The organism is Pseudoalteromonas sp. TP27 (assembly GCF_056470645.1).
Genome location: NZ_JARDAK010000002.1, coordinates 1 through 15,369, shown reverse-complemented (window position 1 = coordinate 15,369; position 15,369 = coordinate 1). Strand labels below are relative to the sequence as shown.

The window sequence follows — 15,369 nt, the reverse complement described above, 5'->3', positions numbered from 1 at the left end:
CGTTAAAGAGGGGAGCCGGCATAGGCCGGCTTTTTTGTGTATGAAGGAATTTGAATTAATTAACCGCTACTTTAAAGGTCGCGGGATCACCCGCCGTGATGTAAACCTAGGTATAGGGGATGATTGCGCTTTAGTAACTGTTCCACAAAACTGCCAACTTGCCGTTACAACAGACACTCTTGTTGCTGGCGTACACTTTTTTGATGATATTTCCCCTCGTGCATTAGGCCACAGAGCGCTTGCTGTTAATTTAAGTGATTTAGCGGCCATGGGCGCTGAGCCAACGTGGGTTTCAGTTGCGTTAACCTTGCCAAGTATTGACCCAAAGTGGATTGAAGAGTTTACTGAAGGCATGCATGAAATTGCAGAATACTTTAATGTGCAAATTATAGGTGGCGATACTACTCAGGGTCCATTAACTATCACTATTTGTGCAAAAGGGACTGTACCAGAAGGGACTGCACTTCGCCGTAGTGGTGCGAAAGTGGGTGATTGGATTTATGTTACAGGTCCGCTAGGTGACGCTGGACTTGCAATTGAGTCTCGCAAACAAGGTATAAGTATTGAGCCTGAGCATTTAAAGTACGTAAATAAACGCTTTGATTTTCCTACCCCACGAGTTGCTGCAGGGCAGGTGTTACGAGGCCTTGCATCATCGGCTATTGATGTGTCTGACGGTTTAATCGCTGATTTAAGTCATATACTTGATATGTCGCAAGTAAATGCAGTGGTCAATATTGAAAGTATTCCGACTTCAGATGCAATGAAAGCAAGCCTTGATTTTAATCAGCAGCTTCCATTTATTCTCAGTTACGGTGATGATTACGAATTAATTTTTACTGTCCCTGATAGTAATAAAAGTATGTTAGATATAAAACTACGCCAGTATGGGGTAGATGCAACATGCATAGGCCAAATTAAAAGTGGCGATGGTCAAATTGAGCTTTTACACAACGGTGAAAAGTTTGATTTTAAGCAACAAGGTTTTGAGCATTTTGCAAAGGAGTTGGTTTGAATACTAACCGCAAGTTTAATTTAAAGCGTCCACATCAGTTTTTTGGTTTGGGTTTTGGTACTGGGCTTGCGCCTAAAGCACCTGGTACATTTGGTACATTTGCTGCACTACCATTTATTTTTATGACTATGTATTACCCACTATGGCTGCAAATTGTATTTGCTGTAGTGATCAGTATATTTGGTATATGGGCGTGTGGTAAAACGGCTGATGATTTAGGCGTGCACGACCATCCTGCTATTGTATGGGATGAAGTGGCAGGGTATTACATTACCATGATTGGCGCAGCACTTAGCTGGCAAACATTACTCGTTGGCTTTTTGTTATTTCGCTTTTTTGATATAGCAAAACCTGGCCCAATCCGTATGCTAGACAAACGAGTACATGGTGGTTTGGGCATTATGGCTGATGATATACTTGCGGGCGTTTTTTCGCTTATATGCTTACAGGCGCTAATAAAAGTGGGTTTACTACCCTTTTAATTTTTTATATTTGATTTGTTTAACTAGGTGGCAGCAATATGATGCGATTTTTACTGGTTTGTGTACTGATGTTGTGCGCGACACCAAGTTGGGCTTCAATTAGTGATTACGTAGTTAAGCAATGGAATATAAAAGATGGTCTGCCTTCGCAATCACTTAAAAGCGTAGTACAAGATCAGCAAGGCTATATGTGGCTGGGTACTCAGTTTGGCTTAAGTCGTTTTGATGGAACAACATTTACAAACTACAACACGCAAAATAGCCCGTTCTTGCCTAGTAATGGTATTAATAAACTTTTAGTAGATTCGAGTGGCTTATTATGGGTAGGTACTAAGAGTGGCTTGGTAGTTATTAATCCTGCCACATTTGCAGCGCAAGAGTTTAATATTAAAGGTCCAGTAAGGGATATTCTTGAGGACTCTAAAGGCAGCATATGGATAGCGGCCAACGGCCTATACTATGTAGATAGAGGGCAAGTTGATTTACGCACTGAAGTAAATGGTCCTCTACCTATTGTTAATGCTACTGTGATCACACAAATAGTTGGCTCTGTTAGCCAAATGGCACTCTCTCCTGAAGGTATTTGGCTGGTTAATGATCGTCATTTATTACGTCTTACAAAAAATTCGTCTGATTTTTCTAAACTACGTTTAGAGCTTACTGCAAAAATATCGTTACCAGAGCGCTTAGCGCAAACCATAGTGCACGATTTATCATTCTTAAACGGTAATTTGTATATAGCCTCTGAGCTAGGTGCATACTTTTTAGATTTAGATGATGAACTAAGACCTTTTCCTTTACCTAATGCAAATAACTCAGCCGTTTATAAGTTTATGAGTGATACCGATGGAGGTTTGTGGGTTTCGACCTATGGGCGTTTATTGTTTAGAGATAAAACGGGTGAATGGCAATGGGTAGAGCCAAGCCAGCTTGATCAAAGTATATGGTTTGCTGATATTTTTAGAGATGATAAAAATAACGTTTGGTTAGCAAGTTTTAGTGAAGGCTTATGGCTTGCCCATGAAGGGCGAGTAGAAAGGCATTCAGCAGTTTCAGATATGACCGAATCTGTTATGGCCATTAGCCAAGCTCCTGATGGAAAACTCTGGGTTGCTAACAAAAGCGGCATTGGTTATTTCGATTTAGATAAAAGTTTTATTAATTTAGTCCCAAGTAGTAAATATGGGTACGCGTCAGTACACGATCTACAATTTGATGGTGAACGATTATATATAGCTACAGGACGTGGATTATTTGTTTTTGAAAATAAGACACTTTATACCATTCCAGGTCGAGCGCTTCGCGATAATCCGGTATTTGCAATAAGTCGCTCTAGTAAAGGCGGATTTTGGATTGGTACAGGACGTGGTTTATATCGATTAAACTATGCTGGTTTAACGCCTTTTGCCTATAACGCTTTTTTAGGTAGTAAGTTTATTACCTACGTATTAGATAAAACAAACTTTGGTGTGATTGGTACTAGTAAAGGGGCATATTACTTTACAGACCGCGGCATTGAAAAAATTGGCGACCAAACAACACTTGAAAGCGCATACGTAACTAGCGTGCTACATATAGATGGCGTGGGTATTTTAATCGGCTCTCTTAACGATGGGCTTTTTTACAGAAGTACGCAAGGGCAATGGCGTCAACTCGATGCAGCTAATGGTTTACCGTATGGTTCTATATTTAGCCTAGAATATGATGAAAAGTTAAAGCATGTTTGGGTAAGCACCATGAAAGGTGTTTACAGAATGCCTGTAGAGCAATTTAAAACAGAGATAAAAAGCTTAAAAGTAGAAGAAGTAATTTCATCTTTTGACCGTCAACTCGATGGTAAAGCAAATCAATGTTGTAGTGGCCTTGGTCATGATGCGGTAGCAGACACCGGAAACTCTATTTGGTACCCAAGCTTACAAGGTGTTGTTGAAATACCTAAAAATGTAGAGCTATTTGGTGTGCTTGCGTTAAAGCCAACAATAGAGACAATAACAACGCCACTTCGTCATTTAACTACCGCTGCGCTTGGTAAAAAACCATCATTAGAAACAGACGAGCGTGATATAACGCTAACTTACACAGCTATTGATTACTATGCACCAAACAGCATTGAATTTAGATATAAACTAAGTGGCTTAGATAGTGATTGGCGCTATGCTAATACGCGACGTGAAGCTATTTATACTAACTTGCCTCCAGGCTCGTTTTTGTTTCAATTAGAAGCGAAGCGCCAAGGTGAAGATTGGACTAAAGCGCAAGATGTAGAATACGGCTTTGTAGTGCCTGAGCGCTTTGACGAAACTATTTACTTTAGGCTTTTAATTACCAGTGGTTTTATTTTACTTTTCTATCTGATTTTTTGGGTATTTAGAGCACAAGAGCGCAGAAAACAAGAAGCATTAGAGGGCTTGATCACTGAGCGTACCTTAGAGCTTCGTCAAGCTAATGATAAATTAGGCCAAGTGAATTCACAGCTTAAATTAGTGAGTCACTCAGATGAGCTAACGGGGCTGCGTAGCCGTCGCTTTTTGTTTGATCAACTCCCTAAAGATATTGAACACTTTCAACGTAATTCACAGTCGCTACAGGCTCAGGGTAAGTCGCTTGTTTTAGTTATTATTAATTTTGATAACTTTAGCCGTATTAACGATGCCTATGGCCCAATTGCAGGTGATAGCTGCTTACAGCAAATGGCTGCATTGTTAAACTCGCGTACACAGGGTTCTGACTATGTGGCACGCTGGAGTGGTGATGAGTTTTTACTATTATTACGTGACTTTAAATGCAATAAAATAGACAGCTATGCTTCGGATCTTTGTAAAGTAATAGCGGCTAATTCATTTCAATTACCAAATGGAAAAACAACTAATATCACGGCATCAATTGGTTGGTCATTTTATCCATTACCACTTTTGGGTGGGCAGGTAATTAGCTGGGAAACATCTATTAATTTAGCTGATATTTCATTGCACCAAGTTAAAAAGCGCGGTGGTGATGGTGTTGCAAATATTACGTTTGATGATCAGCTTGATGCATTTGAGTTTGAACAAAATTCTAACGTTGATCAACAATTAGGTATTTTACAAAGCAATGGCCTAGCTGATATAAAAGTGTGGATGCGCTGATCAGCAATATTTGACATTAAAAAAGGAGCCTAGGCTCCTTTTTTAATGTGCTCTACTTTATACCAATTCCAATAAATAGCTGATCTATTTTACTTGCTAAAACAACCCATTTCTTTGTTGTAAATTTCGCAAAGGGAACAACCATTTACATCAATTTACGCCTAGAACTGAATTATTTTTTCGGCGTAAAATTTAGAACACATACTTAATGGAATTGGTATTAGATGTATAGGAAGTTAATTAATAAACGCTTTAATAGCGGTTAATATTCCTTGCTCGCCTAATCCCATTTCATTGTGCATTTCATCTTGGGTGCCGTGTTTAATAAACTCATCAGGAATACCTAAGTTAAGAATATTAATATCAGCTTTTAGCGTTGCTAAGTATTCGTTAACTGCAGAGCCGGCACCGCCAGCAATAGCATTATCTTCAAGCGTAACAATTACATCGTGGCTAGTTGCAAGCTCATTTAAAAGTGCAGTATCAAGTGGTTTAATAAAACGCATATTAACAAGCGTTGCATCTAATTCATCTGCAGCAAACTGTGCATTTTCAAGTAATGTACCAAATGATAAAATGGCAATTTTACTGCCTTTCTTAATTGTATCTGCCTTACCTATTTCAAGCAGTTGCATAGTGCTTTCAATGTCTGCAGTACCTGCACTACCTCGAGGATAACGAACTGCAACAGGGCAGTTTGCTTTATAACCGGTGTACAGCATTTGACGACACTCATTGGTATCGCTTGGTGCCATAATTACCATATTTGGAATGCAGCGCATAAAGCTTAAATCGTACGCACCTTGGTGAGTTTCACCATCGGCTCCCACAATACCAGCGCGGTCAATGGCAAATAATACAGGTAAGTTTTGCAGTGCAACATCGTGTATTAATTGGTCATACGCACGTTGTAAAAAGCTCGAGTAAATAGCAACAACAGGTTTTAAACCTTCACATGCAAAACCCGCAGCTAAAGTAACGGCATGCTGCTCTGCAATAGCCACATCAAAGTATTGATCTGGATGTTCTTTAGAAAAACGGACCATGCCTGAACCTTCGCGCATTGCAGGCGTGATAGCCATTAACTTGCTGTCTTGCTTTGCCATATCGCATAACCAATCGCCGAATACTTTTGAAAAAGTAGCAGCACTAGGTTTAGATTTAGGCAGACTAGTTGTGCTTGGGTCGAATTTTGGTACACCATGGTAGCCAATAGGATCGGCTTCAGCCGGTTTGTAGCCCTTACCTTTTTGCGTTTTTATATGTAAAAGCTGTGGGCCTTTTAAATTACGCATATTACGTAGCGTATCAACAAGCATGTTTACATCGTGACCATCAATTGGGCCAATATAATTTAGACCTAATTCTTCAAAGAAGGTACCCGGAATCATCATGCCTTTAATATGTTCTTCCATTTTACTGGCAAGTTGTTTTACCGGAGGCACACCTGAGAGCAACTTTTTACTACCTTCACGAATGTTAGTATAAAAGCTACCTGATAAAATTCGAGCAAAGTGATTTGTTAATGCACCCACATTTTCAGAAATCGACATTTCGTTATCATTTAAAATAATAAGCATGTCTGATTTTACATCGCCTAAATGATTCATCGCTTCAAATGCCATGCCTGCGGTTATAGCCCCGTCGCCAATAATGGCAACAGACTTTCGACCTTTACCTTCTTTTTGTGCGGCAATAGACATGCCTAAAGCAGCCGAAATAGACGTGCTTGAATGGCCTACGCTAAACGTATCGTATTGACTTTCATCGCGAAAAGGAAAAGGGTGTAGGCCGTCTTTTTGGCGAATAGTGTGCATTTGGTCGCGACGACCAGTAAGAATTTTATGCGGATAAGCTTGATGACCCACATCCCAGACTAGGCGATCGTCTGGAGTGTTATAAACATAATGCAGCGCAACGGTTAGTTCAACCGTCCCTAAACCAGACGCTAGATGACCGCTACTTTGCGATACTGAGTTGAGTAAATAATCGCGCAGCTCATTGCTAAATGCAGGGAGTTTATCTTGCGCTAAGTCACGCAATTGGGCTGGCTCGTCAACCAAATTAAGTAATGGATACTTGCTACTGTCAAGTGTCATGGTTTTATATATATCCTTCGCTAACACTAATTAATTCAAAGCTTTTACGAATAATTAATGTTGAGTAATAATGTCAGTGCTAATTGCAATACGTATGAGCAAAAATTAGTGGTCACGCTCAATAAGATAATTTGCTAGCGACGCAAGAAGTATTGTATCAGCATCTATATTTGCCAACGCTTCATGGGCTTGTTGTATTAAATTTTGCGCCTTTTCTTTAGCGCCTAGCATACCTAATAACGCCGGATATGTCGCTTTATTCGCGGCAATATCGGAGCCTTGTGGCTTTCCTAAAGTAACCGTATCACCTTCAACGTCCAAAATGTCGTCGTGTACTTGAAATGCCAGCCCTATAGCATACCCAAAAACACTTAAATTTTCTAAGGTTTGTTGGTCTGCTTTTTCACTGCACAGTGCACCGAGTGTAATTGCACAATTAATAAGAGCCCCAGTTTTTAGTTTATGTATCCGCTCAAGCTCTTGTACGGTAATTACTTTATCAGTTGCCGCTATATCAAGACCTTGCCCGCCAACCATACCCTGAAGGCCTGATGCGTGGGCAAGTGTAGCCATCATTTTTACCTGTGTTTGCGATGAGCATTCAAATTTATGATTCGCAATAAGCTCAAAGGCGAGAGTTTGTAGAGCATCACCGGCTAAAATTGCATTTGCCTCGCCAAACTCTATATGACAAGTAGGGCGCCCACGGCGTAAGTCGTCATCGTCCATTGCTGGTAAGTCATCATGAACTAACGAATAGCTATGAATGCACTCAATTGCAGCAGCAAGTACATTTAAGTCTTGCTGGTTCGCGCCGAGCATTTTCCCTGTGGCATAAACTAAAAATGGACGTAATCTTTTACCGCCATTAAATAATCCATACTGGGTAGCGTTCTTTACCGTTTCTTCTGTATCGAGAGGCTGTTTAAAATGCTGCTGTAAGGTCGCTACTACATCTTTTTGAGCACGTTCAATATGATTTTTTATGCTCACAGCTATTCCATATCATTATCAAAATTTGTAAGTACTGACTTTTCGCCATTCCCCATCAAAATTGATACTTTTTGTTCTGCTTGCTGTAATTTTCCTGATGAAGCGCTTGCCAATGCAATTCCACGCTCAAATTGCTTTAACGATTGCTCAAGCGATAAGTCACCTTGTTCCATGTCACTAACGATTGTAGACAATTCTTCTAGTGCTTGTTCGAAACTTAAGTTTTCAGGTTTTTTAGTCGCCATCTTTATTTCAGCTTACATAATAAATTTAGGGGTCAATTTTAGGGGGAATGCTAAACTAGGTCAAAGGATGATATTGGTTTTTTACCTTTATAACGTTAAATTATATTTCAAGTGCATTAATGAGGCCTTAACAGCGCTCTGTTGGTTTAATAAATCAATTGATAATTAGGTAGCCTCTATAACTTGATCTAAGATAGTGCTAAAGACTTCTTTTTATGTTTATTTATAAAAATGGCTCAAGCAATTCAATATGTTGCCGATAAGCAGTCAATAATAAAAAATTTATGATAAGGCCATTAAGCATGAAACTTCTGGAGGAAATGTGGATTTAGCAACCATTATAGGGATTTTGGGCGCAGTTGGCTTAATTGTTATGTCCATGTTCATGAGTAGTAGCGGCGAAGTCGCTATGTTTTATAATACCCCATCTGTAGTTATTGTATTTGGTGGTTCACTTTTTATTGTTTTATCAAACTTCACTATGTCGCAATTCTTGGGTATAGGTAAAGTTGTTACTAAAGCGTTTATGTTTAAAATTGAAACGCCAGAAGAGCTTATAGAAAAAGCAGTTGAGCTTGCTGATTCAGCTCGTAAAGGGGGGTTTTTAGCACTCGAAGAAGCTGAAATACCAAATCCTTTTATGCGCAAAGGAGTCGATATGCTCGTTGATGGCCATGATGCTGATGTAGTTCGCGCAACACTTCAAAAAGATATTTCTCTAACAACTACTCGCCATGAAATGGGGGCGGGTTTATTTAAGTCTTTAGCTGACATAGGGCCAGCAATGGGTATGATTGGTACTTTAATTGGTTTGGTTGCAATGTTGTCTAACATGGATGATCCAAAGGCAATTGGTCCAGCAATGGCTGTAGCGTTATTAACAACCCTATATGGTGCATTCTTGGCTAATGTTATAGCTATACCTATTCAGGTTAAATTAGAGCTACGTAAAGATGAGGAAGCTATGAATCAGCGCTTAATTTTAGATGCAATTCTAGGTATTCAAGATGGCCAAAATCCAAAAGTAATCGAGGGTATATTGAAAAACTACTTAGCTGAATCAAAACGTAAAGTAGATACCGAGGAGTAACTATGTCTGAACAAGAGTGCAAATGTCCGCCACCAGGTCTACCTGCATGGATGGGAACGTTTGCCGATTTAATGTCACTATTAATGTGCTTTTTTGTACTCTTGTTGGCTTTCTCTGAAATGGATGTACTCAAATTTAAACAAATTGCAGGCTCTATGAAGTTTGCTTTTGGTGTACAAAACAAAATTGAAGTAAAAGATATCCCTAAAGGGACTTCTGTGATTGCCATGGAATTTACTCCAGGTAAACCAGAGCCCACCCCAATTGAAACTATTCAGCAACAAACAGTAGAAATGACTCAGCAAATGTTAGAGTTTCAAGCTGGTGATGAAAGCTCAGCTGGTGGTAGGCAAGAGCAGCGTGGTGACAAACGAGGTGGTGAGTCCAGTAGCACTTCACAAGATCAAGGAGCTGAACAAGCAACTTCTTCAGCCGATCAGGAGCAAACTAACGAGTTAGTCAAAAAAATAGCCCAACAGTTAGAAACTCAAATAATAGATGGCGCAATTGAACTCGAGTCCTTGGGACAGCAAATAATTATTCGCATTAGAGAAAATGGCTCTTTTCCTTCAGGTAGTGCATTTTTACAGCCTAAATTTAAACCTATAATTAAAGATATTGGTGTGCTGTTAAAAGATGTACCTGGTGAAATAACAGTATCTGGCCATACTGATGATTTTCAGGTTTCGAATGAGTTATATATTAATAATTGGGATTTATCGTCAAAACGGGCAGTAGCCGTTGCAAGTGAACTGCAAAAAGTCCAAGGATTTGATAAAACCCGAATGATGGTGGTTGGGCGAGCTGAAACAAGACCACTGGTACCGAATGATACAGATGAAGATCGTCGTCGTAACAGGCGTGTAGAGATTTCTATTTTACAAGGTAAAGCAAAAGAGTCTGAACCTATTGATGTAAGATAACTTTACTTGGCAAGTACGTTTATTTATCATAAAGTAATGGTTCTTTAACAAATGTAACGAAGTGAATTATGAAAAAGATAGATAAATTTAGTTATATGCCAGGTAACGGTAATGGGCAAGATGATGATGACAACAAAAAAGATGATTAAATAGTCCCATGCCCATATGGTTTGATAGTGGTATGAGAATACTTGGAAATAGCTGGTTCTTAATTCTAAGCCCAGCTATTTTTATATTTTATTTACGCAAAGATCATTTAGCTCTGCGTTTTGTGTTAATTACGGCTGCATTTTTTTTATACGGTACTCTTACTTATAGCGCCTTAAAAGATTTTGATGATGGCATATATTTGTATCGTTACGTTATTTGGGCGTGTAATGATCTTGCTTGGATGGCTTTGATTGCCTATTTAGGAATAAAAGATAAAATCTATTTGTGGCAGTGTGTTTTAGGTCAACTGGTTGTAGTTGGTGCTCCTATTTTGCAACTATTTAGATTAGTCGACCGCCATTTATGGGATCTTTCTTATAGTACATACATTTATAAAACCTTATTGCCATTTATTAATATAGGCACCGTTGTTGTTTGTTATCTTCCGCTTATTTATATTTTAACAAAAGACAAAAAAAGCCCAGCTAGCCAATAGTTACAAAAATTTCCCTCCTTTAAAGTAGCTGTGCTAAACTACTGTTTATATAAACAGTGGTGAGCAGGCTATGAAACTCTACATTGCAGAAAAACCTTCACTTGGACGCGCTATTGCTGATGCGTTACCAAAACCACATAAAAAATATGATGGTTATATAGAAGTCGCTAATGGCGATTGTGTATCGTGGTGTATTGGACATTTGCTAGAACAAGCAGAACCCGATGATTACGATGAGCGCTTTAAAAAGTGGCAGTTTGAACACTTACCTATCATACCTGAACAGTGGAAGTTAAAAGCAAAAACCAAAACGCGCAAACAGCTCACTGTTTTAAAAAAATTAATTAAACAAGCCTCGCAACTTATTCACGCTGGCGATCCAGACCGTGAAGGTCAGCTACTAGTTGATCAAGTAATTGAAGAGGCTAAAATAAGTCAGGCTAAAAAGCAGAGTACGCAACGTTTACTCATTAGTGATTTAAATTTGTCCGCAGTAAAAAAATCATTGGGTAATATGCGCTCTAATCGAGATTTTATTCCGTTAAGTGTATCTGCTTTAGCACGCTCTCGTGCTGATTGGCTATTTGGTATGAATTTAACGCGAGCATATACATTAGCAGGGCAAAAAGCAGGATTCGGCAATGTACTTTCGGTAGGGCGAGTACAGACCCCTATTTTAGGTCTTGTTGTTAATAGAGATAACGAAATAGCACACTTTGTATCTAAGCCTTTTTATGATGTACTGGCGCATTTGCTTACTCCAGATAACCAGCCATTCATAGCTAAGTGGATTCCCAGTAAAGCATGTGAGCCACATCAAGATGAAGAAGGCCGAATACTTAACAAAGCACTCGCAGAAAATGTTGCTTCGCGTATTAGCAAACAAAATGCTGAGCTTACAGCGCTTGAGCAAAAACAAAAAAAACAAAGTGCACCGTTACCGTATAACTTATCAGCCCTACAAATAGATGCCGCTAAAGCATTTGGTATGCCAGCTCAAAAAGTGTTGGATATTTGCCAAATACTTTACGAACGACATAAATTAATTACCTACCCACGCTCGGATAACCGCTATTTACCCAAAGATCATCACCAAGATGCATCTGCTATTTTTAAAGCTATAAGTGCTAATGGTGGGCAAAGCACAGAATTAGTAAATGGGGCTGATGTAAAAAAGCATAGTAAATGTTTTAACGATTCAAAAGTGGCTGCACACCATGCAATTGTGCCGACGGCAAAACAGTTAAAGTCAGCGAGTTTGAGCGGTGACGAAGCGAAGGTATATCAATTAATAAGTCGGCATTACCTAATTCAGTTTTATCCCGACTATATATATAACGAAACTAAAGCAGAGATAACAATTGCTGGCGGATTATTTAAAGCAAATGCAAAGCAAGATGTAAGTTTGGGCTTTAAGGTGTTAATGGGTAAGTCTGAATTAAAAGATGAAGCTACGTTACCTCCTTTAACAAAGGGTATGTCTCTTTTTTGTGATAGAGGCGAAGTAGTCGAAAAGCATACATCACCCCCTGCTTATTTTACCGATGCTACATTATTGGCTGCGATGACTGGCATTAGCCGCTATGTTAAAGATCCACAAATTAAAAAAGTATTAAAAGACACAGATGGTTTAGGAACTGAGGCAACACGTGCGGGAATAATCGAGTTGCTATTTAAACGACGATTTTTAAAACGTGAAGGTAAGTCAATTAGAGCAACCGAAACGGGGCTTGCCCTTATTAGCGTATTACCACAAGGTTTAGCGAGTCCTGACTTAACCGCAAAATGGGAATCGAGCTTAGGTGATATCGCGCAGCAAGTAATGAGTTATCAGCAATTTTTGCAACCATTACTTGCCGACTTAAATGGGTTTGTACAATTAGCAGCAAACTGCGATAGCAATGCATTTGCAAGGTTACCAAAAACCTCAGCTAAAAAACGTTTTGCTAAACGAAGTGGAAAAGCAACGTCTAAAAAATCGAGTTATAAAAAAAGCTCTGTTGCTAGTTAGCTACAGAGCCATTTTATTAAACGATATTACTTAATGTTGATTGGTATTACTTATTAAATAAAGCAGCAGCAGCGTTACTCATTGCTTTTATTCCGGTAGGAATTGCAACTTTGTAGTCAGGTGCAAATTTACTAGAGTGTAGGGAAGGGAGCATTTCACCTGTTTTTATTGAATCCGCGTATTGTGTTTGGTTTACACCACCTAGCCAAAATAAGGTAATAGGGATGTTTTCATTGGTGCGTCCGTATAGGCCAAAGTCTTCACCCGCCATTACAGCTTGTGTTTCAAGTACATTATTATCGCCAATAGCGCTTGCGATAGACTGTCTAACAATATCTGTTTGTGCTGGGTTATTATAAGTAGATGGAATGGATTCATCTTCATGTACATATACTACAGGGTAGTTTGGTTCATCTAATCCAGCACTTTGAGCAATACCTGCTGTGATTCGTTTTATTGCTGCTATCTGAGCGCTTCTTACATCGGGATTATAGCTTCTGAGAGTGAGTTGTAACTTTACTTCATCCGAAATAACATTATGTTTTGAGCCACCATGAATAGAACCAACAGTAATAACTGAAGGCTCTAGTGGTGAAAGCTCTCGGGAAGTAATTGTTTGCAGAGCAAGTACAGTGCGTGCAGCTATAACTACAGGATCTATAGTTGTATGCGGATAAGCACCATGACCACCTTTACCTTTTATTGTAATATCGACAGAATCGACACTTGCCATAGTGTATTCGTTTTTCATTGATATCTTACCAGCGGGGACGCTAGCACTTACATGCAAAGCAATTATATGATCAGGTTTTGCATATTTACTAAATAGTCCTTCGCTTAGCATTGCTTTAGCACCGCCGCCCACTTCTTCGGCAGGCTGTGCAACCATCATCAAAGTGCCTTTCCATTGATCTTTGTGTGCTATTAATTGCTCAGCAGTACCAATAAAAGAGCTCATGTGAATATCGTGGCCACAACCGTGCATTACACCTACTTTCGCACCATGTTCGTCTATGACTTTAACTTTTGAGGCATAGGACTTTCCTGTCTGCTCTATAATAGGTAAACCATCGGTGTCTGTACGGATCATCACGGTTGGACCGTTTCCGTTTTTGTAAATGCCGACAACACCAAAGCCACCTACATTACTTGTTACTTTAAAACCCAGCTGAGTTAATTTATCCGCTATTTTATTACCCGTTTCTTGTTCGTGATAAGAAAGCTCTGGCGATTGGTGTAAATCGAGGTAAAACTTTTCTATAGCTGGCATGGTTTTGCTTAAATTTAAATCGAGTCCATTTGCCTGCACAAATGGGCTTGCTAATAAAAGTACTGCACTTAAGTAAGTTAGTTTCATGTTTTCCCTCATTGTTGAATATGTATACCGAGTGATTTAGGTATATGACTTGTAATTATTATGTTCACCACCATATAAAAACCTAAATAGATGAATATGGCAATCAATTCAATGAGCAACATAGTTAGTATTAATGCGCAAAACCTTCAACAAGTACTCGGTGAAACATCACAGCAAAAATTGGTGTTGCTTAACTTTTTCTCTCCTCAAAGTCCTGACTGCATCGGACAGGCTGCAATTTTAGATAAAGTAGCGGCTGAATATGCAAGCTATATAGTAGTAGCAAACCTAGATTGCGATGCAGAGCAAGCTCTTGCTTCTCAACTGGCGCAACAAGTTGGCCTTCAAACACTGCCTACGCTTGTATTATTAAAAGATTCTGCACCAGTAGATTTACTTGCAGGTGTTCAGAGTGAGGCACAAATACGCGAAGCCCTAGCAAAGCATTTACCTGCGCAACAAGACTTACTGTTAGAGCAAGCAAAACAAGCGTTATTAAAGTCAGATTTAAATGCTGCATTTAACTATGCAAAGCAAGCTTATGAAATAGATAGCGGTAACGCACGCATCAAATTAGTGCTTGCAGATATATGTATTCAAATTCATAAGGTAGATGAAGCGCAAGCGCTTATAAATACAATAGATGCACAAGAGCAAGATGCTTACTTTAATAATATAAAAGCAAAATGCGAAGCTGCGCTTGAAGCAAAAGACTCACCAGAGATTAAAGAAAAGGAACAACAAGTAGAAAAGTACCCAAATGACTTAGAATTAAAAGAAGAGCTAAGTATTTTACTCAATGAAGCTGGCAGAAAAGAAGAAGCATTGGATGTACTATTTACCGTGCTGCAAAAAGACCTGAACTTCAATGAAGCAAAACCAAGCTTTTTAGCCATTATCGCCTCTTTACCCGATGGCGATGCACTTGCAGCTAAGTATCGTCGCAAGTTATATAGTATTTTATACTAGGGTCTGTTGCTCTTTGCGGATTGAAATTTGTTCAAACTAGGGGTTGTTTAATCGCGGCGGGAGATTTGCAACCTAGTGGGCTAAGTAAAAACCGAGCAAAGCTTCCGCGTCCTGCTCACGCCCCTTACCTACATCCATGCAGGCAACAAAGAGTAAATAGCCCCAAGGAAGAATCCTTTGGACAGCGCCTGTTTGGCATTAATGCTACGTTATCGCCTATTTATGGGGAGTAACCACACTACATAGGCTCTGCCTTGCCTGAATACCAAACAGGCTGCTGCAAATTTAACCTTGAAAGACAAACAGACCCTAGATTCTAATAACTATTACTTTTGAGAAGCGCCTATATAAGGTGCTTTTTGTATTTTAAGGTTTTAATTAAAAGCCTTAGCATGGTTTAGCTATGTAAAAACA

Annotated in this window: 12 protein-coding genes; 8 read left to right on the top strand and 4 right to left on the bottom strand. The window is 39.2% G+C overall.

The window, feature by feature from the left end:
* The first annotated feature begins 40 nt into the window (after positions 1-40).
* The 3 genes from thiL to PX700_RS02320 are packed head-to-tail and all read left to right on the top strand — an operon-like array spanning position 41 to position 4,622.
* Complete coding sequence (gene thiL / locus PX700_RS02330) at positions 41-1,015, top strand: thiamine-phosphate kinase (RefSeq protein ID WP_415636459.1); 975 nt, start codon at positions 41-43, stop codon at positions 1,013-1,015.
* Positions 1,012-1,497 carry a phosphatidylglycerophosphatase A family protein gene (locus PX700_RS02325; protein WP_197142031.1) on the top strand — a complete coding sequence of 162 codons (486 nt, stop codon included), beginning with the start codon at positions 1,012-1,014 and terminating at the stop codon, positions 1,495-1,497. The genes thiL and PX700_RS02325 overlap by 4 nt, the downstream gene beginning before the upstream one ends.
* Positions 1,498-1,535: 38 nt before the next feature.
* Positions 1,536-4,622: a diguanylate cyclase domain-containing protein gene (locus PX700_RS02320; protein WP_479519745.1), complete on the top strand. Its 3,087-nt coding sequence runs from the start codon at positions 1,536-1,538 to the stop codon at positions 4,620-4,622.
* 236 nt (positions 4,623-4,858) lie between these two features.
* On the opposite strand, the gene dxs is transcribed toward PX700_RS02320, so the two are convergent.
* The 3 genes from dxs to PX700_RS02305 form a co-directional block, all read right to left on the bottom strand.
* Complete coding sequence (gene dxs / locus PX700_RS02315) at positions 4,859-6,721, bottom strand: 1-deoxy-D-xylulose-5-phosphate synthase (RefSeq protein ID WP_479519744.1); 1,863 nt, start codon at positions 6,719-6,721, stop codon at positions 4,859-4,861.
* A 105-nt stretch (positions 6,722-6,826) separates the two neighbouring features.
* A complete protein-coding gene (gene ispA / locus PX700_RS02310) occupies positions 6,827-7,714 on the bottom strand; it encodes a (2E,6E)-farnesyl diphosphate synthase (RefSeq protein WP_479519743.1) in 888 nt (295 codons plus the stop codon).
* A 2-nt stretch (positions 7,715-7,716) separates the two neighbouring features.
* Complete coding sequence (locus PX700_RS02305; RefSeq protein ID WP_002961738.1) at positions 7,717-7,959, bottom strand: exodeoxyribonuclease VII small subunit; 243 nt, start codon at positions 7,957-7,959, stop codon at positions 7,717-7,719.
* Between the two features lie 322 nt (positions 7,960-8,281).
* Between PX700_RS02305 and pomA the strand changes: the two genes are divergently transcribed.
* From pomA to PX700_RS02285, 4 genes are all read left to right on the top strand, one after another.
* Complete coding sequence (pomA, locus tag PX700_RS02300) at positions 8,282-9,049, top strand: flagellar motor protein PomA (protein WP_166378100.1); 768 nt, start codon at positions 8,282-8,284, stop codon at positions 9,047-9,049.
* 2 nt (positions 9,050-9,051) lie between these two features.
* Positions 9,052-9,972, top strand: coding sequence for a flagellar motor protein MotB (locus PX700_RS02295; protein ID WP_415636463.1), 921 nt, complete (start codon positions 9,052-9,054; stop codon positions 9,970-9,972).
* A 157-nt stretch (positions 9,973-10,129) separates the two neighbouring features.
* Positions 10,130-10,618, top strand: coding sequence for a hypothetical protein (locus PX700_RS02290; RefSeq protein ID WP_415636464.1), 489 nt, complete (start codon positions 10,130-10,132; stop codon positions 10,616-10,618).
* 70 nt (positions 10,619-10,688) lie between these two features.
* On the top strand, positions 10,689-12,629 hold the full coding sequence (locus tag PX700_RS02285; protein ID WP_479519742.1) for a DNA topoisomerase III: 1,941 nt from the start codon (positions 10,689-10,691) through the stop codon (positions 12,627-12,629).
* Between the two features lie 46 nt (positions 12,630-12,675).
* Here PX700_RS02285 and PX700_RS02280 read toward each other — a convergent pair whose 3' ends face one another.
* Positions 12,676-13,986, bottom strand: a complete 1,311-nt coding sequence (locus PX700_RS02280) for a M20 metallopeptidase family protein (RefSeq protein ID WP_479519741.1) — start codon at positions 13,984-13,986, stop codon at positions 12,676-12,678.
* Positions 13,987-14,097: 111 nt separating this feature from the next.
* Here PX700_RS02280 and PX700_RS02275 point away from each other — a divergent pair, with 111 nt between their 5' ends.
* Positions 14,098-14,955 carry a tetratricopeptide repeat protein gene (locus PX700_RS02275; protein WP_479519740.1) on the top strand — a complete coding sequence of 286 codons (858 nt, stop codon included), beginning with the start codon at positions 14,098-14,100 and terminating at the stop codon, positions 14,953-14,955.
* Positions 14,956-15,369 lie beyond the last annotated feature (414 nt).

Bases quoted from the DNA above. Each gene is read 5' to 3' on its own strand.
- PX700_RS02320 (WP_479519745.1), top strand. From the start codon at position 1,536: ATGATGCGATTTTTACTGGTTTGTGTACTGATGTTGTGCGCGACACCA.
- thiL (WP_415636459.1), top strand. From the start codon at position 41: ATGAAGGAATTTGAATTAATTAACCGCTACTTTAAAGGTCGCGGGATC.
- PX700_RS02285 (WP_479519742.1), top strand. From the start codon at position 10,689: ATGAAACTCTACATTGCAGAAAAACCTTCACTTGGACGCGCTATTGCT.
- PX700_RS02305 (WP_002961738.1), bottom strand. From the start codon at position 7,959: ATGGCGACTAAAAAACCTGAAAACTTAAGTTTCGAACAAGCACTAGAA.
- PX700_RS02275 (WP_479519740.1), top strand. From the start codon at position 14,098: ATGAGCAACATAGTTAGTATTAATGCGCAAAACCTTCAACAAGTACTC.
- PX700_RS02295 (WP_415636463.1), top strand. From the start codon at position 9,052: ATGTCTGAACAAGAGTGCAAATGTCCGCCACCAGGTCTACCTGCATGG.
- PX700_RS02280 (WP_479519741.1), bottom strand. From the start codon at position 13,986: ATGAAACTAACTTACTTAAGTGCAGTACTTTTATTAGCAAGCCCATTT.
- PX700_RS02290 (WP_415636464.1), top strand. From the start codon at position 10,130: ATGCCCATATGGTTTGATAGTGGTATGAGAATACTTGGAAATAGCTGG.
- dxs (WP_479519744.1), bottom strand. From the start codon at position 6,721: ATGACACTTGACAGTAGCAAGTATCCATTACTTAATTTGGTTGACGAG.